We start from the raw sequence: 26,526 nt of genomic DNA, 5'->3' as shown, positions 1-26,526 counted from the left end.
GTACCCGATCAGGTGTCGGGCCACCGGCGAACAACTCGACCAGCACCCGCTGGGTGGCCAGCAACCCGAACGTCGCCATCGCCCCCGCCACCAGCGTCGAGACCGCAACGGTCGCAGTACGCGCGCGGTCGGCACGCCAACCGATCCGGACCGCCTCAACCACCAGGCGAGGCAGCTGCGCGAACACCCCCAACAAGCCGGCGTCGACGCGCGCCCGCATGCCGTGCTCCCACCACATCGGCCGCAGCTCGGGCAACGCCGGCTGTGACGCGGCGCCGTCCGCCCGCTGCGGGATGCCGCCGCGCTGGCGGGTTTCCTCGGTAGCGCTGCTCACCTGATCGGTCCCTTCTACCCGGCGGCATTGTCGTCATGGTCGGTGACACGGATTCGGCGGTCCAACCCGGCAGGCACCGAACACCCGACAGCCGACTATGCCCATGCCGCATGCGTCGGCGCACGGGACGTCAGCCGTTCGGGTATCGCCGGATTTTCACCAACCGGGCGGCGATGTCCAGCTGCACATGGTGGTCGATGAGCGAGTGCCGCGCCCGCCGATCGCCGGCCGGGCCGTTCACATCTACCTGGTCTACGTGCGCCGGCCATGTCTAGCGAGCTCGCACCCCAACAGGCCGAAGTCGGCGGCGTCCGGTGGCTATCGACCGTCCACATCGCCAAGCTGAGCACGCCGGAGGAGCTACCCGAGCTGATTGCAGTGGCGCGACGCGTCCGTGCCCTTGCCCACGACGCAGCGGCACCGCCGTGTCAGCGGCGGCCCTGGATGGCAGCGATCCGTTCGGCCGCCAGATGCTTAGTCCGCTGGCTGATGGGTGTACGGAGTTCGCGGAGTCGTTCGGTGAGGGTGCGCAGGGTGGTGTGGATGCCGTCGGCGTTGCCGAGCGTTCCGTGCAGGACGATGGCCCGCTGGTAGAGGGGTTCGTTGTAGGGGTCGACGCGGATGGCGTCCTGGATGAGGGTGAGTGCGGCGGCCGGGTCGGTGTGGTGGTCGGCGAGGCGGGTGTAGGCGTCGATGATGTGGCGGCGGAGGGCTTCGCGGGGGACGGTCAGCCAGTGCCGGTCGTCGCCGTCGGCCAGCGGCCCGGCGTACGCCTCGACGGCCTCGCGTAGATGTTGTTGTTCGGTGTCGGGGTCGACGGCGTTGGCGGCGGCGTCGATGGCCGCGTGGAGGCGCCACAGGTCGACGTCGACGTGGCGGCGGTCGAGGCGGTACCGGTTGTTGGTCTTGAGGATCAGGTCGGCGCCGGTCGCGTCGCGCAGTGTGTTGCGTAGTTCGGAGGCGCTGGTGTGGAACTTGCGCCGGGCGGGGGTGCGGCGTTCCTCGGGGTAGAGGGCTTCCATGATCTCGTCGATGGTGCCACCGCGTGGTTCGACGGCGAGGTAGTACAGGACGTGGAGGCTGTCACTGCGCCGGATGTACACCTCATCGGACTGTCCGGTGTGGTCGGTGACAGTGACGGTGGGCGGACCGAGCAGCGTCAGCCGCAGCCTGCCGACCGTGCCGCCATGCTGGCCGTCAGCTACGGGCTCGGCTAGCGCATCTGCCTCTGGGGTTTCCGGCTCGGCTGGCTCCACAGTGGTGGATGCCAATCGGGGCAGTGGTGGCGGCTGCGCGGTGTCGTCTTCGACGATGCTGGCCAGGGCGAGGGTGTCCAGGACGTCGACGGTGGCGTCGGCGGTCAGGATGTTGAGCCGCGCCGCGGTGGCGGGGGCCTGCTCGCCAGCGCGGACAGTACCGTCGGCGGCGACGTGCCAGGTGGGCCCGGATGGCCAGCTGCCGAGCAGGACGGCGTGGATGCCCAGGCGGGAACCGACGGCGAGGATGGCGGCCAGTCGGGTGCCGGCGGTGGCTTCGGGTGCGGCGGTGAGCAGCAACAACGGTGCCGGCGTGATCGCCTGATCGTCGGCGTCGTCGTCGGTTTCGGCGATCGTGCGGGAGCGGCGCAGCAGTTCCTGTTCCAGCACGGTGAGGGCGTCGGTGAGGTTGTCGACGACCCGCAGCGCCTCCAGCGCACGCAACGCCTTGCCGGCGGGCAGGAGCAGGTCGAGGTCGCCGGTGGTGGTCAGCACCGTGGCGTCCTCGCCGCCGGCGGCGAGGGCGGCGACGAGTAGTCCTCGTGCGGCGTCCGGGGTGCCGGGCCCGCTCAGCCCTGCTCCCCCGGCCGGTAGCTCGGTGAGGGCGAGCAGGCGGTCGCCGTCCACGCCGACCGCGCCGCCGTCAGCGGCCGCCGCCGAGGAATGGGCGGGTGCCGCTGCGGGGAGGGCGGCGATCGCGGGTGCCGGTGCGATGAGGTCGGGGTCGGCACGGCGTATCCCGGTGGGTGGGCGAGGCTGGTAGGAGCGGCGGCGGCGCAGCCACACCAGGGTGGAGGCCGCGGCGATCGCGGCGGCGACCGGGCCGGTGAGCCAGCCGTACCTGCCCAGGTTCACCCCGTGCGCGGCTTCGCGGCGGTCCCGTGGTGTGGCGGTGGCCGGCGGCGCCGATGCCGGCGCGGTGGTCGCGGTGCTCGGCGACGGTTCGGGGACAGCCGGTGGTGTGGCCGGCGCAGACGGCGGGGCCGGGGGTTTGGTAGTCGGCGGCGTCGCGAGGGTACCGGTGGCGTGTCGGCGGGGTCCGCGGTCGCGGGCGTCGGCGGGCAGGTGGAGCCGCCAGCCGGGCTCGATGTGGTCGGGGAAGCCGGCGTGCTGGCGGCGGTGGTCGGGGTTGAGGGCGGTGATGTCGGGGTAGCGCAGCGGGTCGCCGAGGAACCGGTCGGCGACGTGCCACAGCCAGTCCCCCTCCCGCACCTGATAGACAGGCGCGGCGGTGGTCGACACGGTCCGCGCCGCGAGCGGCGCGCCGGCTGGGGTCGGGGTGGCGGGCTGGGTCGCGACGATACCGGCGGACGCGGGCGGCGGTGTGGCGTGCGCAGCGCCGGTGGTGACAGTGATCGCGGCGGCCCCGGCCGCGGCAGTCACCAGGGTGTGCAACGGTGCAGGCAGCCGCAACCGACGCTGGACGGGACCGCGCCGAGCCAACGCGGCGACCAGGTCGCGGACCAGCAGGGTGGCCAGCACCACCCACAGCGCCACCAGGACGAGGACCAGCAGGCCGGCCAGCACCGGCTTGACGTCGAGGCTTTCGTCGGTGGAGGTCAGGAAGTGCCACACCTGCCCCCGGCGGGGCACATGCTGCCGCCACCAGCCGGCGGTCACGACCGCGGCGACCGGCGGGCCCGCCACAAACACACCGATGGCCAGCAACGACACCAGCCCGCGTACCAGACCAGCCGCACGGCTACGGCGTGGTCCGGACGGTGTCGGGGCGGGCCACATACCGTCCAACGGCGCCGACGTGCGCGGCGCCGCCTTCCCGGGTGTCTGCTGTGGACCCGCCAGAACCGCCCCCCATGTGATCCGACCGACCGTACCCATCTAACGCGTCCGTCACCGAACCGCTACCCTCCGATGAAGGGTTTTCACCATTCGCACATCGACCACCATCCCCATGGCACGGTCAGCGACCGGCAGGCGGGTTTGGCACACTGCCCGAATGCCCGCACCCGTGCGCATCGGCATCGACATCGGCGCCGCCCGCACCTGCGCGGTCGTGGCACTGCCCGGCGGGCCTTGGCTGCCCCTGATGCCCGACGGCGCCCCCGTGCTGCCCTCCGGCGTCTATGTGGACCCGGACGGCGGCCATCTGCTGGTCGGCGAGCCGGCCCGCGCCGCCGCCATCGCCCGCCCGGACTGCTACCTGCCCAATCCGTACGCCCTGTTCGCCACCAACACACCAGCCGGCGCCATACGGGTCGGCGGCCGCGACATCGGGGCGACAGACCCGGCCGCGGCGGTGCTGCGCCGGCTCGCCGACGAAACCGTCCTGCTGGCCGGCACCCCACCGACCGCCGCCGTGATCGCGGTGCCCGCCGGCTGGGGTCCACGCCGCCGCGACCGGCTCCAGCAGGCCGTCGCCCGCGCCGGCCTGCCGCCCGCGATCCTGGTGACCACACCCCTGGCGCTGTACGCACACCTGACCGGCCCAGCCGCACTGTCCATCCCCGACAGCACCTGCCTGCTGGTCTGCGACGCCGGCGCCAGCAGCCTGCGTCTGTCGGTCGTGCAGCACACCACCGCCGGCCCGGCGCTGCTGGCCACCGCCGAGCACCCGGACTGCGGCGGCGACACCATCGACACCGCGCTCGCCGCCGTCGCCGCCCGCACCATCACGGCCGCCGACCCGGACACCTGGCACCGGATCCTCCAGCCGAACAGCCTCGACGACCAGCGGCGACGGCACAGCCTGCGGCAGACCGTCCGCGCCGCCAAACAGGCGCTCTGGCAGCAGGACCAGGCGGCGGTACCGCTACCCAAACCCTATTCACCCGCGGTGCTGGACCGCGCCGACCTGGCCGCCGCCACCGCACCGATCCTGGCCGCCCTCCCCCACCACATCGACCAGGTCCTGGCCGCCGCGGACATCGACCGCGGCCACCTGGCCGCCGTCGTACTCACCGGCGGCGGCGCCCGCCTGCCCGGCCTGGCCGAAACCCTGACCGCCGCCACCGGCCACCAGCCGGCCGCACCGGCCCGCTCCGACCTCGCCGCCGCCGACGGCGCCCTACGCGCCGCCAGCCCACACCTGGCACACACCGCCACACCCGCGGCCGCCCTGCCCACGCTCCGGCTGCGGATGCGCGACCTGGCCGCGCCGATCCTGATCTGGATCGCGTCCGCGCTGCTGCTGTGGCAGGCGATCAGGACCACCGAAACCTGGACCCAGGGTGTGCTGACCATCGTCCAGGCCGCCACCGACATGGAAGTGATCGCCCTCGCCGGCGCCCTCGCCGCACTGTCCACACTGGCCATCGGGCAGATCGCGGTCACCGGCCTGCTCACCAGCTCCCCCAACACCGCCGATCCCGCACCGGCCGGTCTGCCGCCGGTCGGCCCGGCGATGCGACGCGTCTACCCCGGCGTCGCCCTCGTCGGGCTGGCCATGGCCGCCCTGTTCGGCATGGTGGTACCCGTCAGCATCCCCAACCAGTACCAAACCGCCTGGCTGTCCGTGGGCCCCTACCTAACCTGGAGCCTGTCCGGCGCCAGCTTCGCCGCCCTCGCCGCCATCCTCATCACCATCATCGGACCGCGCATCCCCCACCACGCGCTACCCGACTGGCTGCCCACCGCCCGGCCACCCCTGGCGGCCATCCTCACCGGCAGCCTCGGCGTCCTACTGCTGGTCGCCGGCCTCAACGGCAGCTTCCCCGTCTCCACCATCGGATACCACCGCCTGGTCGGACGGACCGGCGCCATCCTCATCGCCCTCGCCGCTGCCGCCATCCTCACCCACCGCTGGCTACTGCGCGCCGCCGTCGCCACCATCCTGGCCGCCGCCGGCGTGCTGTTCTACAGCACCACCACCGCCCAGGTCCTACGCACCGCCTTCCTGATCGCCATCGCCTGGTGGTGCACAGTCCTGATCGGCCACACCTTCCGCGCCGCGTTCCCCACCATCGGCGCCACCACCCGACGATGGCTACAGCCCGCACCACCAACATGAGCCCCCGGCCCGCGGCCGACCAGGCGGCGGTTGGCACGGGCCTGGCACGGCTGTTGGTCGAGAAGGGCGCACCCAGGGCCGCGCGGCGTCGTGGGCTGACATCAGCTGTTCCGCCCCCATCCAAGCCGAACGCTGGATCACGGCACCGGCGGGCGTTGTTGCCCTCCTGGCGGCCATGGCATTTCCACCGTGGATGGACGTGAGAATCCGTCAGAAACACAAAAAGGGCGCGTTTGGGCGCCCCGAATGACGGTGGAGTACTCCAGAAACGAAAAAGGCGCGTCTGTGCGTTCCGGCGCGTGAGCGCGGCGCGGCGCGCTGCGCTGCGGATGTGACTTTCAGTCGTAGTTGGCACTTTTCAGCGACAGATGGCACTGCTCCCACGGATCGTGATCAGCGATGTGCGACCCCAGCTATAGATGGCGGTTCCCAGGTTTTGTTGGCGGCTGCGGATCGGCGGCAGCGTCGATCGTTCGGGCGAGGGCGGCGGCGAGGGCGTTGAGTTCGGCTTTGAGGCCGGTGTAGTGGGGGCGGGGTAGGTCGCTTTGGAAGAGGTGCCAGATGGTGTTGCGTCGTAGTTTCCAGGCGTGCTGGATGTTTGCGGGCTGGGCGGCTTCGATGGGTCTGGGGGCGAAGTGGTGCTCGCCGGAGGTGATCTGGACCCAGATGTTGATGGAGGCGATTTGACGCTTGCGGTCGCCGAGTTCGGGTTCTTGGGGGCCTGGGACGGCGGGCGACGAGGTCGTTCCAGGTGTCTGCGTCGAGGGACCAGGCATCGAGGGCTCGGCGTCGCTGCTGGTAGTTGATCAGTTGGGTGGAGGGCTGGTCGAGTTCGTTGGCGAGGGCGTTGAGCGTTGTTTCGAAGGCGTATGGGTCGGGGTGGGTCTTGGCGATGCGGTGGACGTGGCCTGCGCCGGAGTAGATCCGGCCCTTGCGTTCGTGCGTGGTGTCGGTGGCGGCGATGCCGAGGTATCCGGCCGCTTCGCCGAGTGAGCCGCCTGCGACCATTTGGATGACGCCGCCACAGGTCAGGCCGACGGCGAAGGCATCGGCGTCGCTGTAGCCGAACCGTTCGATGACCGGTGTGCCGTCCTGGAGCGCCTGCTGCCACAGCTCGTAAACCGCGCCTTCCACACATCCGCCGGAGACGGATCCGATGACCGTGCCGTGGCTGTCGACGGCGAGGGCGGCGCCGGCGGGGCGTGGTGCGCTGCCGGTGACGGCCACCACGGTGGCGTCGGCGAAGTCACGCCCGCGGGCGGCCCCAGTCGGTGAGCTGGTCGGCGATGTCGATCATTTCCGTCTCCCGACAGGACAGTGCTGACGCGAGGCCACCCGCCCAGCGAGGTGGGTGCTGGTGCCGGCGGCTGTGTCCTGGAAACCGGCGCCGTGCGGGGTTACAGCGTTTTGTCCAGGGAGATGGGGAGGTCGCGGATGCGTCGGCCGGTGGCGTGGTAGACGGCGTTGGCGATGGCGGCGGCTACGCCGGTCATGCCGACCTCGCCGAGCCCGATGATGCCCAGGGGCATGCTCTTGTCGGGTTCGTTGAGCCAGGCGACGTCGATCGGGGGGATGTCGGCGTGTACGGGCAGGTAGTAGGAGTCGAGGCCGGCGCTCATGGTGCGTCCGTTGCGGGGGTCGACGAGGGTCTGTTCGGACATTGCCATGCCGATGCCCATGACGATGGAGCCGCGCAGTTGGCTGGCGGCGGTTTTGGGGTTGATGATGTGGCCGACGTCGAACATGCCGAGCCAGCGGGAGATCCGCAGTTCGCCGGTGTCGGCGTTGACGCGTACCTCGCAGAACTGTGCGCCGCGGGCGGCCTTGGACCAGCGCTGGTCCTTCAGGAAGGTGGCCAGGAACCGGCCCTGGCTGCGCAGGGACCCCAGCCGGCTGGTCGATCCAACCGAGGCTTCCAGGAACGGGGTGTGTGCCGCTCGCAGGGTGGCTGCCGGTTCCTGACCGGTGGTGCCCGTTTTCCGGGCCAAGGCGGTCACCTTGCGGGTGAGTTCGGCGCAGGCAGCGAGGACGCTGGTGGCCACGGTCGCGGTCTGGTTGGAGTTGCCGGCCATCGGGCCGGGCGGCAGGTCCGAATCGCCGTATTCGACCCGGACCTTCTCGTAGGCGATGCCGAGCGCGTCGGCGGCGATCTGCGCCTGGACGGTCGCGGCGGCCATGCCCATCTCGTGGAAGCCGCACTGGACGAGCGCGGTGCCGTCGTTGCTCAGCCGCACCTTGACGTCGGCGACCAGGCGCAGGACCGGGTGGTAGGCGGTGGCCGCACCCATGCCGACGAGCCATTCGCCGTCGCGCATCGAGCGGGGTGAGGGGTTACGGTCCGCCCAGCCGAACCTTTCCGCGCCGGCCTCGAAGGCCTCGCGCAGCATCCGCTGGGAGAACTTCTTGCCGCTGGTCGGATCGGTCGCCGGCTCGTTGCGCATCCGCAAGTCGATGGGGTCCATCGCCAGCTCGTAGGCGAGTTCGTCCATGGCCGATTCCAGGACGAAACTGCCGATCGCCTCGCCGGGGGCACGCAGCCAGGTGTTGGGCAGCAGATCCATCTCGACCAGGTTCTGCCGGGTCAGCATGTTCTTCGCGCCGTAGAGGTGCCGGGCGGGAGAGCTGGTCGCTTCGAGCAGGCCGCCGACCGAGCCGACGTGGGTGATGCTGTCCTGGATCAGTGCGGTGAGCCGGCCGTCGCGGGTGGCGCCGAGCGCGATCCGGTTGGTCGAGGCGGTACGGCCGCCGGCGGCGCGGCTGACGGCCTTGCGGCTCAGTGCCAGGCGCACGGGCCGCCCGACGGCCTTGGCCGCCATCGCCGCGATGACCGTGCCGGGCCACACGGCGAACTTCCCACCAAAGGCGCCACCCACGAACTCCGCCCGTACCCGGACCTGGGCGGCCGGCACGCCGAACCGCCAGGCCAGGTACTTGTGGCTGGCGTCGGTGGACTGGGTGGTGTCGTGCACGGTGAGGTGGTCACCGGACCACACCGCGATGGTCGCGTGCGGTTCGATCGTGTTGTGCTGCAGGCCGGGCGTGGTGTAGCGCAGGTCGACCGAGACCTGCGCCGTGGCCAGCGCGGCCTCGGCGTCGCCCTTCTTCTTCGTGCCGGCGAATGTGAGGTCGCCCTTGGCTGGGGTGGCGTTGTGCTGCTCGGCGGCGAAGTCCACCCGCGCCTGCTGCTCGCGGTAGGTGACCGTGACCAGCGGGGCGGCCTCGTTCGCCGCGACCGAGGTCTGCGCGACCACGACAGCGATCGGCTGGCCGTCCCAGAAGACCTGGTCGGTGTTGAGGTAGTTCACCTCGGTCCCCGACACACTCGGCCCCAGGTCCCGCACGATGTTGCCCTTGCGTACCGGCCGGATCCTGGGCGCGTTGAGGTGGGTGAGGACCGCCACGACACCGGGCACCGCAACGGCAGCCGCCGTGTCGATGGCGGTGATCGTGCCGCGGGCGATGGTGGCGTGCACCATCGTCGCGTACGTGAGGTCCGGGTAATGATGTTCGGCGGAGAACCGTGCCGCCCCGGTCACCTTTGCGTGGCCGTCGCGGCGGTCGACCGGGCGGCCGACCGCGCCGCCGACCGGCACGGAAGGGGCGGGGTCGACGGGGGTCTTGGCGTGTGTGGTCATGATCCGCTCCGTTCGGTGGTGAGTCGGCGGAGCACAGCCACGACCGTCCGACACGCCAGGTCGATCTTGAATGCGTTGCCGGGCAGCGGAACAGCGGCGGCCAGCTCGGCGGCGGCCGCGGTGGCGAAGCTGTCCTCGCTGGCCGCGGCGCCGAGCAGCAGCTGTTCGGCGGTCCGCGCCCGCCACGGCTTGGTCGCGACCCCGCCGAGCGCCAGCCGGACGTCGGCGATGCGGCCGTCAGCGCCGAAGTCGAGCGCCGCGGCGACCGAAACCAGGGCGAAGGCGTACGACGCGCGGTCGCGGACCTTGCGGTAGTACGAATGGGCGGCGACCGGCAACGGCGGCAGCTCGACCGCGGTGATCAGCTCGTCGGACTCCAGCTGCGACTCCAGGTGCGGCGTCGTTCCCGGCAGGAGGTGGAATTCGGTCAGCGGGATGTGCCGGGTGCCGCGGCTGCTGCGGACCTCGACGACGGCGTCGATCGCGGCCAAGGCCACGGCCATGTCGGAGGGGTGGGTGGCGACGCAGGCGTCGCTGGTGCCGAGCACCGCGTTGCCCCGGTTGAAGCCCTCCCGGGCCGCGCAGCCGGCGCCGGGCTCCCGCTTGTTGCACGCCGAGGCCTCGTCGTAGAAGTAGAGGCAGCGGGTGCGCTGCAGCAGGTTCCCGCCGACCGTTGCCATATTGCGGATCTGCCCGGTGGCGCCCAGCAGAATCGCCTGCGACAGGAACGGGTAGCGGCCACGCACGACCGGATGGGCGGCCAGGTCACTGTTACGTACCAGGGCGCCGATGCGCAGCCCGCCGTCGGGGAGTTCCTCGATGCCGTCCAGCGGCAGCCGGGTGATGTCGATCAGCGTCTCGGGCGCCTCGATGCCCTCCCGCATGAGGTCTACGAGATTGGTACCGCCGCCGAGGAACCTGGCGCCCGGCTCGACGGCGATCCGCTGCAAGGCGACGTCGACGTCGGTGGCCCGCAGGTAGTTGAAGGTCTTCATGACGCGACTTCCTGAATCGCCTCGGCGATGCCGTTGTAGGCCCCGCAGCGGCAGATGTTGCCGCTCATCCGCTCGCGGATCTCCGCAGGTGTCAGCGCTTCGGGGGCCAGTGCCTCGGTGGCGGCGCTCGGCGCGCCCGCGGCGTGCTCGCTCAGCATCCCGATCGCCGAGCAGATCTGCCCCGGCGTGCAGTAGCCACACTGCAAGCCATCGTGGCGGACGAAGGCCTCCTGCAACGGGTGGTCGACGCCCTCGATCGTGGTGATCTCCCGCCCTTCGTACTGCACCGCCAGGGCCAGGCACGACACGATGCGCCGCCCGTCGACCAGCACCGTGCAGGCACCGCAGGCCCCCTGGTCACAGCCCTTCTTGGTACCAGTCAGCCACAGGTGCTCACGGAGCACGTCGAGCAGGCTGACCTGCGGCGCCACGTCCGCTTTATGGTCTTCTCCGTTGATCCGGAGGCGTAGCTCGGGCATCGGACTCATGTCCTTCGAAGTGAGACTCGACGATCAGCGACGCCGGCCGCCGACCTCTGGGTGCACGAGTTGGTGCACAAATCGCTCCCGGCAGGCCAGTGCAGCGTCGCTGCCCACCTGGTGCCAGTCGGAGCAGACCCCGTGGTGGCCGTCCCATGGTTCACACGGTATTCCTCCACCCTGCCGCTCCGGCGCGGTATCTGCCGGAACGGCGTTGCCGCTGGCACCAGCCTCGTCGCCGGGCGGCGTGCCGGTTGCCGGTACCCATTAAAGGAACGTACGGGTTCCTTTGTCAATCAGATGTTTTCCCCGGTCACGCCCGGTGTGCCATGTTGGAGCCATGTCGACCGAGAAGCCACCCGCCCCGAGCCGGCAGCGCCCAGCGAACATCAGCCCCGGCCGGCCGCCACAGGCCACTCTTGAGGCGCGCATGCGTCACCTCCTCTCGGTCGCCGGTGACGAATTCGTGACGCGAGGATTCGCCGAGGCCAGCGTCTCGCGCATCGCCCGCGACGCCGGGGTGTCGAAGAAGACGATCTACGGCCGCTTCCCGACCAAGGACGCCCTGCTCTTGGCGGTGTTCGAGGACCTCGTGACCCGGACCCGCAACGCCGCGCTGGACGGCATGACCACCATGACCGGCGAACCGGCCCAGGCGCTGACCCGGTTCGGGATGCGGATCGCCCGGGGCTGGACCACACCGCGCGACGTGGCCATCTACCGGCTGATCATCAGCGAGGTCGTCCGCTTCCCTCAGCTCGCCGAGATCTTCATCTCGACGATGGAGGTGATCCGTTCGACGCTCACCAACTACCTGCGCGAGCAGGCCGCCGCCGGCACCCTGGCGATCACCGACCCCGAGGCCGCCTGCCGCCAATTCGGGATGCTCGCCTACGGCGAACTACGCGAGCGTGCCCTGCTCGGCGAGACCATCACCGAGGAGAGACTCACCGCGACGGTCCAGCGGGCAGTTCAGCTGTTCCTCCACGGATACGCCGTCGGCGCACCCCGACAACCTTCACCGGTACCCGGCAGGACCTGACCGCCCTGCTCGACCTGACTTTCGCTGCGCGATCCTCCGAGCCCCGCCTCACCAACGGAAAGCAGCCTTACCCGCAGGGGTCGTTCCGTGGCGAAACCGACGTAGCGCGCAGCTATGGATTCGCGCAGTCAGCTGAGGTAGAAGTCTTTGCGGGCGGCGACGAACTCCTCGACGGTCAGGGGTCGTTTCCCGGTGATGCGTTCGACGTCGGTGGTGGCCCGGTCGTAGCGGTTCGCGTGGTGCAGTTGTGCCATGGTGGCGATGTGTTGCTCGGTGTGCGGGGGCAGGCCCGCGTTGGCGAGTACCTCGGTGCGCCACTGTTGCAGGGGGACGTCGCGGTAGGTGACGGTGCGGCCGAGCGCTTGAGAGAACTCGTGGGCTATTTCGGTCATGTCGAGCGTGCGTGGTCCGGTCAGCTCGTACACCTTCCCGGCGTGTTCGCCGGGATCGCGCAGGATGGTCGCGGCGACCCGGGCGACGTCGGCGGCGGCGACCGGTGAGGTGCGTCCGGTGCCGAACGGCAGCGTCAGGGTGCCGTTGGCGCGGATCGACCGTGCGGCGAGGGTGGTGAACAGCGGGTTGTCGAGGAATGTTGTTGGGCGTACGTGCACCACGGGCAGGCCAGACCAGTCCAGCACCTGCTCGGCCAGCCAGTGCAGCCGTTGCTGGTGGGATTCGGTGGTGCTGGTGGCGGTCATCTGTGACACCGTCATCTGCGACATGTCCAGCAGCAGGTCGAGGTTGCCGTGTGCCTTGGCGACGGTGGCCAGGATGGTCGCCGCGAGTAGGTGGTCCGGGGAGACGCTGAGCCCGAAGTATGCCCGGCGGACGCCGTGGAGTGCGGCGGCCACCGTTTCGGCCCGGGTCAGGTCTGCGGTGACGACCTCGGCGCCCAGGGCCCGCACCTGGGCGGCGCGGTGGTCCTGGCGGCGGGTCAGGACGCGGACCGGTACGTTGTGCGCGCGCAGCCGTTCGGTGACGAGACGGCCCACGCCGCCGGCGCCGGTGACGAGAACGAGGTCGTGGTCAGTCATCGGTGGGTTTCCTTTTCGGAGGGTGTTCGCCGCGGCCAGGGCCTGGCCGCGGCACGGGGTGGTGGTGCGTCCTGATGCTCGCCGTCGACGTTCGGGGTCTGCGCCGAGCCGCCGATGGTCTCGACGGAACGGCCGGCGGCACTCGTGGGTGGGTGGTGTTCAGGGCCGGCAGGGGCGCGGGTGATGCTCGTTCAGCGGAGGAAGAAGTTGAGGAGGGCATCGGTGCGCTTGTTGAAGGGGGCCCTCAGCAGGCGGGTGGCGTTCCAGCGGCCTTGTGTGTAGATGCCTTTGGGGTGGCTGAGGGTGCGGAAGCCTTCGATGCCGTGGTATTTGCCCATGCCGCTGGCGCCGACGCCGCCGAAGGGCAGGTCGTCCTGGGCGACATGCATGAGGGTGCCGTTGATGGTGACGTTGCCGGAGGTGGTGCGGTCCAGGACCTTGCGCCGCTCGGGGTTGTCGTCGCCGAAGTAGTAGAGCGCGAGGGGCCGGGGACGTGCGTTGACGTAGTCGATGGCGTCGTCGACGGTGCGGTAGCCGAAGACGGGCAGGATGGGGCCGAAGATCTCCTGGTGGGCGATGCGCATGTCGTCGGTGACGCCGAGCACGACGGTGGGGGCGAGAGTGTGTGGGCGGTCGGCCGCCTCGTGCGGCCGGTGGCCGACCTCGATGATCTGGGCGCCGTGGTTGCGGGCGTCGTCGAGTAGGCCGGTGAGGTTCTGGTACTCCTTGTCGTTGACGATCGAGGTGTAGTCGTCGCTGGTCGGCCCTGCGGGGTAGGCGGCCTTGACCAGCCGGTCATAGGCGGCGATGAAGGTGTCGATCTCGGACTCGTGTACCAAGGCGTAGTCGGGGGCGATGCAGGTCTGCCCGCCACTGAGGAGTTTGCCGAAGACGATGTCGGCCACAGCCTGATCCGTGACGTGTCCCTTGGCCACGATGGTCGGTGACTTGCCGCCCAGTTCCAGGGTGACGGGGACGAGATGCTCGCTGGCGGCCTTCATCACGGCCCGGCCGACCTCGGTGCTGCCGGTGAAGACGAGATGGTCGAACGGCAGGCCGGAGAACGCGGAGCCGTCACCGTTGACCATGGTGACCTGCTCCGGCGGGAACAGATCGGCGAGCATCACCGCGAGCACCGCGTTGGTCGCCGGAGTCAGCTTCGAGGGTTTGAGCATGACCCGGTTGCCGGCGGCGATCGCGGTGACCACCGGCACCAGGGACAGGTTGACGGGATAGTTCCACGGCGAGATGACCCCGACCACGCCGAGCGGCTGGTACTCGATGCGGTTGCTGCCGAACCGCAGCAGCAGCTCGATATGGCGGCGGGTCGGGCGCATGAACCGGCGCAGGTTGCGCTGCAGATACTCGATGCTTTGCACCACGCCGACGATCTCCATGAACGCGGTCTCGTGCCGTGAGCGGTGCCCGAAGTCGGTGTTGATCGCCTCCTCGATCGCGCTGCGCCGGGCGATCAGCGCCGCCTTGAACCTGGCCAGGTCGTTGCGCCGTGCGGCGAGGGCGGGTGCGCCGTCGCGCCGGTAGGCGGCACGCTGCACCTGCAGGATGTGACCGAAGCGCTCGGCGTCGGTGGGCTGGGCGGTGACGTCGGTGACGGTCATGACGGTGCTCCTTTAGCGGTTGGTGGAGATGGGCGGCGGAGGGCTGGGGGTGCGGGCTTTCCTCAGCGGGCGGTGGCCGGCTGGGGGAGCGAGCGGCGGGCCGCCCAGCCCATGATCCGGACCATGGTGCGGCGGGGCAGGAGCTTGCTGGCGACGGCGAGCGAGCCGCTGTTGGTGATCACCGACGGGGGTGCGGAGCGGCGGTCGAGGGTGTCCAGAGCGATCTTGACGACCTGCTCGGGGGTGGCCCGTTTCGTGCCGTAGTCGGCGTTCTGGCCGGCGGCGTCGTAGAACTCGGTCTTCGTCGCGCCGGGCGCCACGGCCAGCACGCGCAGGCCGGTGCCGTGGCTCTCTTCCCACAGCGCCTCGGTGAAGTTCAGGACGAAGGCTTTGGTGGCGCCGTAGACGGCCATGTACGGGTTCGGCTGGAAGCCGAGCAGGCTGGCGACGTTGATCAGGATGCCGTTGCCGGTGGCGGTCAGCGGGCCGACGTAGGCGCGGCTGAGGTCGACCAGGGCGCTGATGTTCAACGCGATCATGCTTTGCAGGCGGTCGGGGTCTTCGTCGGTGAAGGCGTCGTGGGTGCCGAAGCCGGCGTTGTTGACCAGTCCGGTGGCGTAGATGCCGCGGGACTCGAGTTCGGCGCGCAGGGTGCGGCCGGCGTCGGGCAGGCCGAGGTCGCGGGCGACGGTGGTCACCGTCACGTTGTGGGCGCGGGTCAGTTCGGCGGCCAGGCTCTGCAGGCGGTCGGCGCGGCGGGCGACCAGGACCAGGTTGGCGCCGCGGCGGGCGAGTTGGCGGGCGAATTCGGCGCCGAGGCCGGAGCTGGCGCCGGTGACGATGACGGTCTGACTGCGGTAATCAACTTTGCTCATGCCGTTCACTCTACGCACACTCTTGCACCCAGTGCAAGTGAGTGCATTGGGTGATCTGAAGTACCATCGGTGCATGACCGTGAAACCGACACCCCTGCGCGAACAGACCCGCTCGGTGGTCCGCTCACTGCTGGCCCGCACCGCCATCGAGCTGTTCGCCGCCAAGGGCTACGACAACACGACCCTCGACGAGGTCGCCGCCGCCGCGGGCATCTCCCGGCGGACCCTGTTCAACTACTTCCGCAACAAGGAAGACCTCGCGCTGAGCAGCCTGGCCGAACAGGGCGACCTGATCGCCGCGCGCCTCGCCGAACGCCCGGCCGACGAAGATCCCTGGGCGGCGCTGCGCGCGGCGTTCCAGGTACTCGAAGAGATCGACATGACCGCCGAAGGGCGCCTGGAATTCATCACACTGCTGTTCGGCAACGACTCCCTACGCGCCGGACACGCCGAGAAACAAGCCCGCTGGCAAGACCTGCTCGCACCACTGATCGAACCGCGACTACCCGATACCGAACGGGGCACCCTGCAAGCCCGGGCGATCGCCGCCACCGCGATCGTCTGCCTGCAGGTGGCGAACGAGGAATGGGTTCGCCTGCGCGGGCAGGCCGATATGCTCGACCTGTACGACACCGCCGTCCAGGCCATCCGCCGCCCCACCTGAAACCAGCCGCATCCAACTCCGCCGCGCTCGTCGGCGTGGGGACCAGGGCCCGAACTGTTGACCGCGCCCAACGAGATCGAACGATTCGGCCGCCGTAAGCCGCGCAGCCAGGGGTTAGCCCTGGGCGGGTAGCCGCAGTGGCCGGTAGCCGTCGAACTGGTCGGCGGAGTACCGAGGCAACCGGCTCACCGAACGACTGTTCGCCACCGTGCACCAGCGGTACGCGGTCGACGGTGTGCCGATACAGGTGATCGAGGGAATCCCCTACTTACCGGCGGCTCGGCTACGACTACGCCCTGGCCAACGACGGTGCACAACCGTTCCCGCTCCCGCGCCGTCGGCCAACCGGGGCGGCGCCTCCGGCGGCCTGACGGTGCGCCTGGCAACCATCGCCGACGCGGACGTCCTCGCCGACATCGACCGGCGACTGCCCGATTACCACGCCGTCTACGGACCGAACTACGAGGACGGATCCATTCTGCGGTGGCTGCTCAGTCAGAGCAGGCCGGCCGCGTGCGGTCAGCCGTTTGGACCGTCTGAAGTGGACAGTGGGAGTGCCCCCGGCGCCCGGGGCACCAGTCCCGCCGCCGGGTGGTAGCGCACCGGGCTCGGGTCGCTCAGCGCGCCGACGAAGGCGCCGTCGACGCGGTCGAGGAAGCCGATGACCGACCAGCCACCGTCCACATCGGTCACCAGGCGCGGGGCGTACAGGTGCGGGTCGGCGTAGGGGCGGGCGGCGGCGACGTCCCACGGTCCGGTGAGGCCAGGTCCGGGCGCGACCCAGACGCGGTGCTCCGAGGGCCCGGCGTTGGTGCAGAACAGCAGGATCGGATGGCCGTCCACGACCGCGACCTGCGGCACCTCTAGGTGCCCGAAGGCGGCCGGCGCGGACAGGGGCGGCTGGACCGTCCAGTGGAGCAGGTCGGGGGAGGTGGCGTGGCCGATGACGCCGCGACCGGCCGGCGGGCCGGCGTTGGCGCGGGCGGTCAGCAGCATGTGCCAGCCGTCGCCGGCGGGGTCGGGGAAGACCCAAGGATCCCGCCACGCCTGCTCGTACCAGGCGTCCGGGTCCAGCAGTTCGTACCAGGTCGGGTCGGCCTCCACGAGGGGCTCGGTGCCGTGGCGGCGCCAGGTGATGAGGTCGTCGGAGACGGCTAGGCCGACGCGCTGCACCAGCCCGTGTTCGGTGCGGCTGACGCCGGTGTAGTACAGCAGCCACCGGCCGTCCGGAGCGCGGACGGTGCAGCCGGTCCAGACCGCCAGGTCGTCCCAGTTCGGCGCGTCGGCGGCGACGAGCGCGTCGGGTAGCAGCCGCCAGGAGCGCAGGTCGGTGGAGACGGCGTGGCCGATCGAGGCGCGCTGGTGGCGGCGTTCCGGGTCGAGCAGGGCGCGGGAGGCGCGCAGGAAGAAGGCGTGCCATGCGCCGTCGTCGTCCCGCGCGTACCAACTGTCCCACACCCAGTGGTCCGGCAGTCGAAGCATACGCGGGAAGGTACCAGGTGAACCGATTTAGCGCTAAGGGCTAGGGCGGCGGCGCGATGGACTTGCGGCGCCGCAAGTCCATCGGGACGAGCGTGGGCCCGGCGCCGCCCCCGTCCAGCACGAGGTCCACGGCGCGGCGGCCCATCGCCTCGTGGGGCAGCGCCAGCGTCGACAGCCCGGGATGCAGCCACGCGGCGATCGGGTCGTCGTCGAACGAGACGACCGAGACGTCCCGCGGCACGCTCAGGCCCGCCTCGGCGACGGCCTGGTAGGCGCCGAACGCGAGGCGGTCGTTCATGCACACGACCGCGGTGGGCCGGTCCGGCTTGCGCAGCAGCGTCCGCATCGCGGTGTAGCCATGCTCCGGCAGCCAGTCAGGGCAGGAGACCTCGCGATGGACGGCGGCGCCCGCCTCGGCGAGCGCGCCCCGGATGCCCTCAAGTCGTGCGGTGGCGGCCAGCGACACCTGCGGGTCGTCCTCTTTGAGTCGGTTGCGGCCGATGACCGCAATCCGGTCCCGGTGTCCGTTCTCCAGAAGCGCGGTGACCGCGGCCCGCCCGGCCAACTGGTCGTCGGGGACCACGCAGGGCAGGTCGTCCGGGCTGGCGTCGGTGGTGGCGTTGAGCAGCACTACCGAGCCGGCCAGCAGTGCGGGCGGCACGGTGAGCCGGCGGGTGGCCATCGCGGCGTAGATGACGCCGTCCACCTGGCGGTCGAGCATGGCGTCGATCGCGTGCCGCTCAAAGGCCGGATCGCCTTGCGTCTCGGCGATCAGCAGGACGTGGTCGCGCTCGCGGGCGGCGTCCAGCGCGCCGCGGATCAACCCGCCGGCGAAGCGGGTCGTGGCGACGATGTCGGAGACGAACGCGATGGTGGCGGTCTTGCGGGTGCGCAGGCTTCGCGCGGCGATGTTGGGCCGGTACCCGAGATCCTCGGCCGCCTGGAAGACCCGCTGGTGTGCCTCGGCGGACAACCGGGTGCCCTCGCGGCCGTTGAGCACCATCGACGCGGCCGTCTTGGACAGACCCGCCCGGCGCGCCACGTCCGCCAGGGTCACTCTGTCGTGCGCCATAGGTCCTCCGAGTCGGGTCGCGTCGTCGCGGTCGGCGTGTGAACCGGTCTTTTCCGGTGCGTTGCCGAAATGGTCCTTGACACGAGTCGGAGCCGCGACCATGCTCGTGCTAAATCAGTTTAGCGAACTTGACCCGCTCGCGTTGAGCGGTACACGAGTCCGCGCGACGCCGCCCGTGGGGGCGGCCGCCGGGTGCCGGTACGAGCAAGGAGCCATAGATGCCCGAACACAGAATGACGCGCTTGTCGCGGCGCGGTGCGGCGATAGCCGCGCTGGCGATGCTCGCAGCGGCGTGCAGCGCGCCCGGCGCGGACGAGGGCTCGTCGTCCGCGGACGCCAGCGCGGCGGTCAGCACCGAGCTCGGCGGCGAGCAGATCACCCTGGAGATGTACGCCGAGACCGGATTCCCCCTCGCCAAGGCGCTCGCGGAGGAGTTCACCAAGCAGCACCCGAACGTGAAGTTCACCATCCGGGAGGACCAGTTCACCGTCATCGTGGAGAACGCGCCACGGGTGATGGCCTCCGACAACGCACCCGACATCATCCGGCTGCCCACGATGGTCGACCTGGTCAAGGACGGCCTGTTGAAGAACCTCGACCCCTATTTCACCGCGTACGGGTGGGACAAGTTCCCCGCCTCCCAACTCGTGCAGCTGCGCGTCGCCGAGGGCGGCCGGCCGCGCGGCACCGGCTCGCTCTACGCCATGGGGCTCGGGTACAGCGTCACCGGCGTCTTCTACAACAAGCAGCTGGCGCAGAAGGTCGGCATGACCGCGCCGCCGGCGACGGTCGCCGAATTCGAGGCGCTGCTGGCCAAGGCGAAGGCCGCCAACGTGCAGCCCATCATGCAGTTCAACAAGAACACGGCCGGCATCAACTTCCCGCACCAGGCGCTGCAGAACCAGTTCGGCGACCCCGCGAAGATCGCCGACTGGATCTTCCAGAAGCCGGACGCCACCTTCGACACCCCGGCGGCGCTGAAGGCGACCCAGACCATCCAGAAGTGGGCGCAGGCGGGCTACTTCCCCAAAGACGCGAACGCGATCGACTACACCGCGATGATGGGCCAGTTCCAGTCCGGCGGCGGCCTGTTCATGTTCAACGGCGACTGGGAGTCGGCCACCCTCGACAAGGGCATGCCCGGCAACGTCGGCTTCTTCCTGTTCCCCGGCGAGACGGCGGGCGCCAAGCACGTGGCGATGTCCGCGCCGAACACCTTCGGCGTCAGCGCCAAGGCCAAGCACCCGGACGCGGCCGCGTTCTTCCTCAACTGGGCGCACACCAACGCCAAGGCCCGCGAGATTACGGTGAAGATCGGCGGCTCCAGCCCCGGCGGCCCGCCGGACCTGACCGTGCCGGCCGCCGCCGAGGGCAGCCTCCTGGCCCAGACGCTCAAGGCATCCGCGCAGCTCGGCGCGGAGAACGGCGCGGTCGACTTCACCGCCAACGCCACCGGCGCCATCTTCGCCTCCGCCATCACCCCGGAGATGCAGAAACTCGTCGCCGGCCAGCAGACCCCCGAGGGGTACGTGAAGGCCGTCCAGACCGAGTACGAGAAGGAACTGTCCCAGTGACGACTGCCCCCGGCAGCGTGACAGCCCAGCGGGCCGGCCTCACCGGGCTGGCCCGCCCCGGCCACCCGACGGCCGGACCGCCCCGCCGGCGCCGGCGGCCCCGCCTTGCCCGGTGGAGCGGCTGGCTGTGGGTGCTGCCCGCCCTGGTGATGTACGCGGTCTTCGTGCTCCGGCCGCTGGCGCTGACGTTCCAGTACTCGCTCTACCACTGGAACGGCATCGGCGTGGCCCGCTGGGCCGGCCTGTCCAACTACGCCACGGTCTTCACCGACCGCGACCTGCTGAAGATCGTCGGCAACGCCTTCATCCTGATCATCTTCTTCAGCTTCATCCCGGTCAGCCTCGGCCTGCTCGTCGCCGCCCTGGCACGCCGGATCAGCAGCGGCCCGTTCGGCACCACCGTGCGCACCATCCTGTTCCTGCCGCAAATCATCCCGCTGGTCGCGGCCGGCATCGCCTGGAGCTGGCTACTGTCCTCCACCGGCCTGGTCAACCAGGCGCTGCGCGCCATCGGGCAGGACGGGCTCGCGCGGGCGTGGCTGGGCGAGTTCGACACCGCCCTGCCCTCCGTCGGGTTCATCGGCGCATGGGTCCTACTGGGCCTGTGCACGATCCTGCTGATCACCGGCATAAGCAAGATCGACCCCGCGCTGTACGAGTCGGCCCGGCTCGACGGCGCCGGCCCGATCCGCGAGTTCTTCGCCATCACCCTGCCCAGCCTGCGCCAAGAGATCGGCGTCTGCCTCACCGTCACCGTCATCGCGGCCCTGGCCAGCTTCGACATCGTCTACATCGCCACCGGCGGCGGCCCCGGCCTGCAAACCACCGTGCCCGGCCTGGAGATCTACCGGCTCGCCTTCGCCCAGCGCCAGGTCGGCCTCGCCTCGGCCCTCGGCGTCGTGCTGATGGCACTGGTACTCATCTGCGTGCTGCCGATCCAGCGCCTGACCCGGGAGGAGAAGGAATGAACCTGACCCGGCGCGAACAGCTCACCGGCCGCGTCTTCCTGATCGCCCTGGTCGTGGTCACGCTGCTGCCGTTCCTCAGCATGCTCTCGGCGGCCCTGCAGCCGCGCGGCACCGTGCCCACCGGTCTGGCCTGGCCGACCGACCCGCACTGGGGCAACTTCGTCGACGCGTTCACCGTCGCCAACATGGGGGCGCTGCTGCGCTCCAGCCTGCTCATCGTCGCCGGCGTCGTGCCCGCGTCCGTCCTGATCGCGACCATGGCCGGCTTCGGCCTCGGCCACCTGCGCGTACCCGGCGGCCGGTTCGTCTTCCTGCTGTTCCTGCTCGGCCTCACCCTGCCGTTCGAGGCCGTGATCACGCCCATCTACTACCAGGTACAGGATCTGGGCCTGCTCAACACCCGGTGGGCGATCATCCTGCCGCTGATCGGCCTCTACATGCCGTTCGCCGTGTTCTGGATGCGCGCCCACTTCGTCAACGTCCCCCGCGAGCTCGCCGACGCCGCCCGCGTCGACGGCAGCAACACCTGGCAGCTGTTCTGGCGCGTGCAGGTGCCGCTGGCCCGGCCGGCGATCGCCTCGCTGACCATCCTGCTGTTCCTGTGGACGTGGAACCAGTTCCTGCTGGCGATCGTGCTGGTCGACGACTCCACCAAGCGCACGATGGCCGGGGCGCTGGGCGCGTTCCAAGGCCAGTGGGGCACCGACCAAGTCCTGCTGTGCGCCGGCTCGCTGCTCATCCTCACGCCCACACTGATCGTCTTCCTCATCTTCCAGCGCCAGTTCATCAAGGCCCTGCTCCAGGGTTCCCTCAAGGGCTGACTCCCACATCCGGCGGCGCGGCGGGCATGATGTTGGAAAGCGATATCCCGACCGCCGCTCGGAGGACTGATGGGCCGCGACCGAGTCACCCTGGCGGACGTGGCCCGCCGGGCGGGCCTGTCCAAGACGGCCGCGTCGATGGTGCTCAACGGCCGCGAGGGCACCCGGTTGTCCGCCGAGGCACACCAGCGGGTCTTCCAGGCGGCCGAGGATCTCGGGTACCGGCCCAACATCGCCGCGCGAAGCCTGCGCACCCGCAAGACCGCCACCATCGCGTTCGTCTCCGACATCGTCGCCACGACCCGCTTCGCCAGCGGGCTGATCCGCGGCGCCCTGGACGCCGCCCGCGAGCGCGACCACGTCCTGCTGATCGCGGAGACGCAAGGCGACGCCGCCTTCGAGCAGTACGCCATCGAGGCGATGCTGGACCGCCAGGTCGACGGCGTCATCTACGCCGCGATGCAGTCCCGCCGGCTGACGGTGCCGCCCGCCCTGCTGACCGGCCCGGCGGTCCTGCTCAACGCGACCGGCCCGGACGACCTGCCATGCGTGCTGCCGGACGACGAGCAAGCCGGCCGGACCGTCGCCGCCGCGCTGCTCGATCAGAGCCACCACGACCGCATCGCCGTCATCGGCCGCAACCAGCTCAAGGAAAGCAACGCCGAGGTCTCCATCGCCGCCGAGGCCCGCATGCGGGGCATCCGCGACACGCTCGCCGAGGCAGGCACGACCGTGTTCGCCGACGCGTTCTGCCAGGAATGGCTACCCGAGTTCGGGTACCGGGCGATCCGCACGCTGCTGCGCAAGCCGACCGCGCCCACCGCCGTCATCTGCATGAACGACCGGCTCGCCTTCGGCGCGTACCAGGCCATCGCCGACGCGGGCCTGCGCGTCCCGGACGACGTCTCGGTCGTCGCGTTCGACGACGACCCGATCGCGGCCTGGCTGCGGCCGAGCCTAACCACGGCCGCGCTGCCGCACGAGCAGATGGGGCGCCGCGCCGTCGAGCTACTGCTCGACGGCCAGCCCGCCGCGTCCTGCCTGGTGCCGATGCCGCTACGCAGGCGCAAGTCCATCGCACCGCCGCCGTGACCGTCGCGCCATTCCGACCCCGATAAATGGAAACGCGACCACATCGCACCACATGCCACAAGGATCACGCCGATTACCGTGCCCTGCTGATCCCACTAGCCCACCGCCGGTGGCGTAGCGCGCTGACGTGTGGACCTCGTTTACGCAGTCAGGTGGTGTGGGCGGCTACGCAGGGGGCAACGCGCGTTGGGAGGCACGAAAGGCCAGGGGGGTGCGGCCGGTGTGGCGTTGGAAGAACTTGCCGAAGTGGGTGGCGCTGGTGAAGCCGAGGTGGGCCGCGATGGTGGAGGCGGGTTCGGTGCCGTGGGCGAGCAGTCGCTTGGCCTCCAGGGCGAGGCGCTGGTCGAGGTAGTCCTTGGCGCTCAGGCCCGTTGCGGTCTGGGTGGCGCGGGTGAGCGTGCGGGTGGTGTAGCCGAGTTGACGGGCGTAGTCGTCGATGCGATGGGTGCGGGAGAAGCCTCGTTCGACAGCGTCGCGAAAGCGCATGAAGGGCTCGGGGGCCGATTCCGCGGCCTGGCCGTGCTGCTGCAGGTAGGCCAGGCGCAGGAGTACGACGTCGAGCAGGCGGTGCAGCAGGGCGGTGTGCACCGGCAGGGGATGGCGGTGCGACTGGGAGAACTCCGCGGCCAGTTGCTCGGCCGCGGCTGCCAGTACGGGAGCCTGCGAACGATCGGGGCTGTACAAGGGCATCCGGGCAGTGCTGGTGCCGAGTCCGGCCAGTTCTGCGGTCTCGGGGGCGACGAAGTCCTCCTGGAAGAAGATCAGGATGGCCTCGGCCTGGTCAGGGTTCTGCCACTGGTGCACCTGGCCGGGCCGGATCCACAGCCAGGAACCGGGCGGCAGGACGTACCCGGTGAAGTCGACACGGTGGCGCAGGATGCCGGCGGTGACCAGCATCAGGACATGGAAGTCCTGCCGGTGCGGGGTGGCGATCTGCCAGGGCCAGTCACGGGTACGGTCGCGGAAGTCGGCCAGGGTCATGACCTCCATGCCGGCCGGGGTCCCGGCCGGAGGATGGAAAGCCACCCTCGGCAGTCCCCGCTCCCACCGACCGGCCTTCTGCCCTGCTTGTCGCCTGCGGACCATCACGAGACCGCAGTGTACCTCGCCGGACTGCCGGTTCCGTCCCAGTATGGAGTTGTTCCAAGGGCGCGAGCCCATGGGGTTGGAAAGCCAGCCGTGTCCGTTGCGGCCGATGGTCGGTCGTGAGCCGGCATCGACGATCCGCCCCTTCCCGCGTCCCCTCACCGCACATCCACATTTCGACAGAGGAGCACAAAAATGCACGGCACCCTCACGGTCATCGACAAGGGCCCGGTACGCATCCACAGCTACAACGCACCCCAGGACGGCCTGGGCGTCACCACCCAGCTGATCGAGACGCCGTCGCGGATCATCGCCGTCGACGCGCAGTTCGTCCTGGCCTACGCCGACGAGGTCGTCGCCTACGCCAAGAGCCTTGGCAAGCCGCTCGACCGCCTCATCATCAGCCATGCGCATCCGGACCACTACCAGGGCGCGGCCCGCTTCGGCGTCGCCGTGCACGCGCTACCGGAGACCACCGCGGAGATCGTCGCCGTGGGCGCCAAGACGGATCTGCCCACCGGCGCCCCGATCCCGCTCGCCGATATGACTCCGACCGTACAGATCACCCCGGGCACCGAGGTCATCGACGGCATCCCGTTCGTGTTCGAGAAGGTCACCGGCGGCGAGATCCACACCACCCTCGTGATCAAACTGCCCGAGCAGGGTGTCCTGGTCGCTCAGGACGTCGTCTACAACCGAACCCACCTGTGGCTGCTGGACAAGGACTTCGACGGCTGGCAGGCCAACATCGACCGCTTCGCAGCCCAGACCGAGTACGACACCATCCTGCCCGGCCACGGCGAGCCGACCACCCCGGCCATCTGGGCCGAAATCACCGACTACGTCAACGCCGGCCGGGAGCTGCTCGGTGACGACGGCGACGCCTACAAGAAGGCCATCACCGAGCGCTACCCCACCTACCAGGGCGCAGCCCTCATCGACGTCGCCAACGCCTACATGTTCGGCCCTAAGAGCTGACTCCGCTCCAACCGTCCAGGAAACCGCCCCAGGAAACCGCCCAAGTTGCAAGAAAGGGAACATCGTGACTTCCCGCATGTCCCGCCAACGCATGGCCACCCGTCGCATCCTCGTCACCACGGTCGCCACGTCCGCCATGCTGGGCGCCGCGACCGTACCCGCCTTCGCCTCGCCGCCCGTCAGCGCGGGTCACGCCTTCGGGCACGTCGACGGCGGCGCCCGGCTCGACTACCAGAAGACCGTTGCCGTACGCGTCCTGAAGGGGGCGTTCGAACGGGGTGACACCGCGGTCGTGGACAGGTTCGTGCGGGCCGATTACATCCAGCACAACCCCCTCGCGCCCGATGGTGCCGAGACGTTGAAGAACTTGGCTGTCGGGATGCATCAGCAGTTCCCCAACGCCAGGTACGACATCAAGCGGGTCATCTCGGAGGACGACCTCGTCGTGGTGCACTCCAACCTCGTATTGACGCCGGGAAGTCCAGGCTCGGCCGTATTCGACATTTTCCGGTTCCAGGGCGGCAAGATCGCCGAGCATTGGGACACCGTGCAGAACGTCCCCGACAGCAGTGTCAACGGCAACGACATGTTCTCCACAGTCAGTCGGCCGCAGACCGGGCAACCAGGTCCGCGGTGGCTCACCGCCTACCACAAGAACCTCGTCACCAAGGCATTCGACCGGCTCATCGTCGACAAGGACCTGTCCGCGCTCGACATGTACTGGAGCGCCGGGTACCACCAGCACAATCCCGGCATCGCGGATGGTGTGGCCGGTGCGCGGGACGGGCTTGGGGCGTACTTCCGGGCGTTCCCGGAGCTGACCGTCTCCCGCAAGCGCGTTGTCGCCGAGGGGGATCTGGTCGCCGTCCACAGTCACTACGTGAACGCGCCCGGCGAGCGCGGGCAGGCCGCCGTGGATCTGTTCCGGGTACAGGGCGGGAAGATCGTCGAGCACTGGGACGTGCTTCAGGACGTTCCAGCCACCTCCGCCAACGACAACACGATGTTCTGAACACAACGGGGCGTTCAACGAAAACAGAATGCCCCCTTTGTGTTCCAGTAGGTTCCTCGCCGGGCGATGGTATCTCGCTTTCACCACGCCGGATCACGGCCGCTGCGGCACACGGGTCGGGACGGGAAGCGTCGGGGCGACGCATGCGACACCGTCGACTGACGCCGACCGTGCCGTACCCCGGACGGCCCTCATCGGGCCGTCCATCGGTCCGTCTTTGTGCCCCGGCGACCTCGCCCGGACACGCGGACGGAGCTCACCGCAGAGGCCGACAACGGAGCGCAGTGTCCGCCACAACAGCAACGGCCGCACTGGTGACACGTTTCTTACCAGCACCCTTAAGCGCGGGCTGTCGAAATGACCGCCCGGCAGCGCGCCGCGCGGAGCGAGGTAGCCCGGACCGGCGGAAGAGCCCGGATGCCTCGGACACGCCGGCAATGTCTCAGGTGTCGTCGCTCACGGAATTCCCCGGGGCTGGGCTCAAGTAATTCCCCAGGGTGTGGCCCTCGGTTGATGTTCTACTTGGTGTCCCTGGTGGTTG

At 70.1% G+C, this 26,526-nt stretch carries 20 protein-coding genes and 2 pseudogenes; 9 read left to right on the top strand and 13 right to left on the bottom strand.

Annotated elements, in window-relative coordinates:
• Nucleotides 1-238, bottom strand: a pseudogene (locus QMG73_RS44725) (ABC transporter ATP-binding protein); the annotation flags it as partial.
• A 524-nt stretch (nucleotides 239-762) separates the two neighbouring features.
• Complete coding sequence (locus tag QMG73_RS44720; RefSeq protein ID WP_281906087.1) at nucleotides 763-3,429, bottom strand: BTAD domain-containing putative transcriptional regulator; 2,667 nt, start codon at nucleotides 3,427-3,429, stop codon at nucleotides 763-765.
• A gap of 118 nt (nucleotides 3,430-3,547) precedes the next feature.
• Between QMG73_RS44720 and QMG73_RS44715 the strand changes: the two genes are divergently transcribed.
• Nucleotides 3,548-5,557 carry an Hsp70 family protein gene (locus QMG73_RS44715; protein WP_281906085.1) on the top strand — a complete coding sequence of 670 codons (2,010 nt, stop codon included), beginning with the start codon at nucleotides 3,548-3,550 and terminating at the stop codon, nucleotides 5,555-5,557.
• Between the two features lie 413 nt (nucleotides 5,558-5,970).
• Here QMG73_RS44715 and QMG73_RS44710 read toward each other — a convergent pair whose 3' ends face one another.
• From QMG73_RS44710 to QMG73_RS44690, 5 genes and pseudogenes are all read right to left on the bottom strand, one after another.
• Nucleotides 5,971-6,333: a hypothetical protein gene (locus tag QMG73_RS44710; RefSeq protein ID WP_281906084.1), complete on the bottom strand. Its 363-nt coding sequence runs from the start codon at nucleotides 6,331-6,333 to the stop codon at nucleotides 5,971-5,973.
• A 298-nt stretch (nucleotides 6,334-6,631) separates the two neighbouring features.
• Nucleotides 6,632-6,805: pseudogene (locus QMG73_RS44705) on the bottom strand (XdhC family protein); the annotation flags it as partial.
• A gap of 149 nt (nucleotides 6,806-6,954) precedes the next feature.
• The gene (locus QMG73_RS44700; protein ID WP_281906083.1) at nucleotides 6,955-9,192 is read right to left on the bottom strand and encodes a xanthine dehydrogenase family protein molybdopterin-binding subunit; all 2,238 of its coding nucleotides are present in this window, start codon (nucleotides 9,190-9,192) and stop codon (nucleotides 6,955-6,957) included.
• Entirely contained in the window at nucleotides 9,189-10,187 is a 999-nt protein-coding gene (locus QMG73_RS44695; RefSeq protein WP_281906082.1) for an FAD binding domain-containing protein, read from the bottom strand. Before QMG73_RS44695 ends, QMG73_RS44700 begins: the two co-directional genes overlap by 4 nt.
• Nucleotides 10,184-10,666 carry a 2Fe-2S iron-sulfur cluster-binding protein gene (locus tag QMG73_RS44690; protein ID WP_281906081.1) on the bottom strand — a complete coding sequence of 161 codons (483 nt, stop codon included), beginning with the start codon at nucleotides 10,664-10,666 and terminating at the stop codon, nucleotides 10,184-10,186. The genes QMG73_RS44695 and QMG73_RS44690 overlap by 4 nt, the downstream gene beginning before the upstream one ends.
• Nucleotides 10,667-11,006: 340 nt before the next feature.
• On the opposite strand from QMG73_RS44690, the gene QMG73_RS44685 reads away from it, so the two are divergent.
• Nucleotides 11,007-11,708, top strand: coding sequence for a TetR/AcrR family transcriptional regulator (locus QMG73_RS44685; RefSeq protein WP_281906080.1), 702 nt, complete (start codon nucleotides 11,007-11,009; stop codon nucleotides 11,706-11,708).
• 128 nt (nucleotides 11,709-11,836) lie between these two features.
• Here the strand turns inward: QMG73_RS44685 and QMG73_RS44680 are convergent, their stop codons facing one another.
• The 3 genes from QMG73_RS44680 to QMG73_RS44670 form a co-directional block, all read right to left on the bottom strand.
• Entirely contained in the window at nucleotides 11,837-12,742 is a 906-nt protein-coding gene (locus tag QMG73_RS44680; protein WP_281906079.1) for an NmrA family NAD(P)-binding protein, read from the bottom strand.
• Nucleotides 12,743-12,933: 191 nt separating this feature from the next.
• Nucleotides 12,934-14,361 carry a coniferyl aldehyde dehydrogenase gene (locus QMG73_RS44675; protein WP_281906078.1) on the bottom strand — a complete coding sequence of 476 codons (1,428 nt, stop codon included), beginning with the start codon at nucleotides 14,359-14,361 and terminating at the stop codon, nucleotides 12,934-12,936.
• A 62-nt stretch (nucleotides 14,362-14,423) separates the two neighbouring features.
• Nucleotides 14,424-15,236, bottom strand: coding sequence for an SDR family NAD(P)-dependent oxidoreductase (locus tag QMG73_RS44670; protein WP_281906077.1), 813 nt, complete (start codon nucleotides 15,234-15,236; stop codon nucleotides 14,424-14,426).
• A gap of 73 nt (nucleotides 15,237-15,309) precedes the next feature.
• On the opposite strand from QMG73_RS44670, the gene QMG73_RS44665 reads away from it, so the two are divergent.
• The gene (locus tag QMG73_RS44665) at nucleotides 15,310-15,900 is read left to right on the top strand and encodes a TetR/AcrR family transcriptional regulator (protein ID WP_281906076.1); all 591 of its coding nucleotides are present in this window, start codon (nucleotides 15,310-15,312) and stop codon (nucleotides 15,898-15,900) included.
• A gap of 519 nt (nucleotides 15,901-16,419) precedes the next feature.
• Here the strand turns inward: QMG73_RS44665 and QMG73_RS44655 are convergent.
• Nucleotides 16,420-17,382: a glycoside hydrolase family protein gene (locus tag QMG73_RS44655; protein ID WP_281906074.1), complete on the bottom strand. Its 963-nt coding sequence runs from the start codon at nucleotides 17,380-17,382 to the stop codon at nucleotides 16,420-16,422.
• Between the two features lie 40 nt (nucleotides 17,383-17,422).
• Nucleotides 17,423-18,454, bottom strand: a complete 1,032-nt coding sequence (locus QMG73_RS44650) for a LacI family DNA-binding transcriptional regulator (protein ID WP_281906073.1) — start codon at nucleotides 18,452-18,454, stop codon at nucleotides 17,423-17,425.
• Nucleotides 18,455-18,672: 218 nt separating this feature from the next.
• Between QMG73_RS44650 and QMG73_RS44645 the strand changes: the two genes are divergently transcribed.
• The 4 genes from QMG73_RS44645 to QMG73_RS44630 all read left to right on the top strand — a co-directional run bounded on the left by QMG73_RS44645 (nucleotide 18,673) and on the right by QMG73_RS44630 (nucleotide 22,909).
• Nucleotides 18,673-20,028 (top strand): ABC transporter substrate-binding protein, encoded by a 1,356-nt coding sequence (locus tag QMG73_RS44645; protein WP_281906072.1) that lies wholly within the window; start codon nucleotides 18,673-18,675, stop codon nucleotides 20,026-20,028.
• Nucleotides 20,025-20,996, top strand: coding sequence for a carbohydrate ABC transporter permease (locus QMG73_RS44640; protein WP_281906071.1), 972 nt, complete (start codon nucleotides 20,025-20,027; stop codon nucleotides 20,994-20,996). Before QMG73_RS44645 ends, QMG73_RS44640 begins: the two co-directional genes overlap by 4 nt.
• Nucleotides 20,993-21,817 carry a carbohydrate ABC transporter permease gene (locus QMG73_RS44635; RefSeq protein WP_281906070.1) on the top strand — a complete coding sequence of 275 codons (825 nt, stop codon included), beginning with the start codon at nucleotides 20,993-20,995 and terminating at the stop codon, nucleotides 21,815-21,817. Before QMG73_RS44640 ends, QMG73_RS44635 begins: the two co-directional genes overlap by 4 nt.
• Before the next feature lie 69 nt (nucleotides 21,818-21,886).
• Complete coding sequence (locus QMG73_RS44630) at nucleotides 21,887-22,909, top strand: LacI family DNA-binding transcriptional regulator (protein WP_281906068.1); 1,023 nt, start codon at nucleotides 21,887-21,889, stop codon at nucleotides 22,907-22,909.
• A 165-nt stretch (nucleotides 22,910-23,074) separates the two neighbouring features.
• Here the strand turns inward: QMG73_RS44630 and QMG73_RS44625 are convergent, their stop codons facing one another.
• Nucleotides 23,075-23,899: a helix-turn-helix domain-containing protein gene (locus QMG73_RS44625; RefSeq protein WP_281906065.1), complete on the bottom strand. Its 825-nt coding sequence runs from the start codon at nucleotides 23,897-23,899 to the stop codon at nucleotides 23,075-23,077.
• A 291-nt stretch (nucleotides 23,900-24,190) separates the two neighbouring features.
• Here QMG73_RS44625 and QMG73_RS44620 point away from each other — a divergent pair, with 291 nt between their 5' ends.
• Entirely contained in the window at nucleotides 24,191-24,973 is a 783-nt protein-coding gene (locus tag QMG73_RS44620; protein ID WP_281906063.1) for an MBL fold metallo-hydrolase, read from the top strand.
• Nucleotides 24,974-25,037: 64 nt separating this feature from the next.
• Nucleotides 25,038-25,985 (top strand): nuclear transport factor 2 family protein, encoded by a 948-nt coding sequence (locus QMG73_RS44615; RefSeq protein WP_281906062.1) that lies wholly within the window; start codon nucleotides 25,038-25,040, stop codon nucleotides 25,983-25,985.
• The last annotated feature ends 541 nt before the right edge of the window (nucleotides 25,986-26,526 follow it).

This window comes from Phytohabitans aurantiacus, assembly GCF_027923225.1.
Classification (GTDB): Bacteria; Actinomycetota; Actinomycetes; order Mycobacteriales; family Micromonosporaceae; genus Phytohabitans; species Phytohabitans aurantiacus.
Note: the sequence above shows the minus strand (reverse complement) of the source record. Positions and strands in the feature narration are given on the sequence as shown.

Excerpts from the sequence above, each read along its gene's own strand:
- QMG73_RS44655 (WP_281906074.1), bottom strand. The coding sequence starts at position 17,382 with ATGCTTCGACTGCCGGACCACTGGGTGTGGGACAGTTGGTACGCGCGG.
- QMG73_RS44715 (WP_281906085.1), top strand. The coding sequence starts at position 3,548 with ATGCCCGCACCCGTGCGCATCGGCATCGACATCGGCGCCGCCCGCACC.
- QMG73_RS44625 (WP_281906065.1), bottom strand. The coding sequence starts at position 23,899 with ATGGAGGTCATGACCCTGGCCGACTTCCGCGACCGTACCCGTGACTGG.
- QMG73_RS44690 (WP_281906081.1), bottom strand. The coding sequence starts at position 10,666 with ATGCCCGAGCTACGCCTCCGGATCAACGGAGAAGACCATAAAGCGGAC.
- QMG73_RS44675 (WP_281906078.1), bottom strand. The coding sequence starts at position 14,361 with ATGACCGTCACCGACGTCACCGCCCAGCCCACCGACGCCGAGCGCTTC.
- QMG73_RS44695 (WP_281906082.1), bottom strand. The coding sequence starts at position 10,187 with ATGAAGACCTTCAACTACCTGCGGGCCACCGACGTCGACGTCGCCTTG.
- QMG73_RS44620 (WP_281906063.1), top strand. The coding sequence starts at position 24,191 with ATGCACGGCACCCTCACGGTCATCGACAAGGGCCCGGTACGCATCCAC.
- QMG73_RS44685 (WP_281906080.1), top strand. The coding sequence starts at position 11,007 with ATGTCGACCGAGAAGCCACCCGCCCCGAGCCGGCAGCGCCCAGCGAAC.
- QMG73_RS44630 (WP_281906068.1), top strand. The coding sequence starts at position 21,887 with ATGGGCCGCGACCGAGTCACCCTGGCGGACGTGGCCCGCCGGGCGGGC.
- QMG73_RS44670 (WP_281906077.1), bottom strand. The coding sequence starts at position 15,236 with ATGAGCAAAGTTGATTACCGCAGTCAGACCGTCATCGTCACCGGCGCC.
- QMG73_RS44635 (WP_281906070.1), top strand. The coding sequence starts at position 20,993 with ATGAACCTGACCCGGCGCGAACAGCTCACCGGCCGCGTCTTCCTGATC.
- QMG73_RS44700 (WP_281906083.1), bottom strand. The coding sequence starts at position 9,192 with ATGACCACACACGCCAAGACCCCCGTCGACCCCGCCCCTTCCGTGCCG.
- QMG73_RS44680 (WP_281906079.1), bottom strand. The coding sequence starts at position 12,742 with ATGACTGACCACGACCTCGTTCTCGTCACCGGCGCCGGCGGCGTGGGC.
- QMG73_RS44720 (WP_281906087.1), bottom strand. The coding sequence starts at position 3,429 with ATGGGTACGGTCGGTCGGATCACATGGGGGGCGGTTCTGGCGGGTCCA.
- QMG73_RS44650 (WP_281906073.1), bottom strand. The coding sequence starts at position 18,454 with ATGGCGCACGACAGAGTGACCCTGGCGGACGTGGCGCGCCGGGCGGGT.
- QMG73_RS44710 (WP_281906084.1), bottom strand. The coding sequence starts at position 6,333 with ATGCCTGGTCCCTCGACGCAGACACCTGGAACGACCTCGTCGCCCGCC.
- QMG73_RS44645 (WP_281906072.1), top strand. The coding sequence starts at position 18,673 with ATGCCCGAACACAGAATGACGCGCTTGTCGCGGCGCGGTGCGGCGATA.
- QMG73_RS44665 (WP_281906076.1), top strand. The coding sequence starts at position 15,310 with ATGACCGTGAAACCGACACCCCTGCGCGAACAGACCCGCTCGGTGGTC.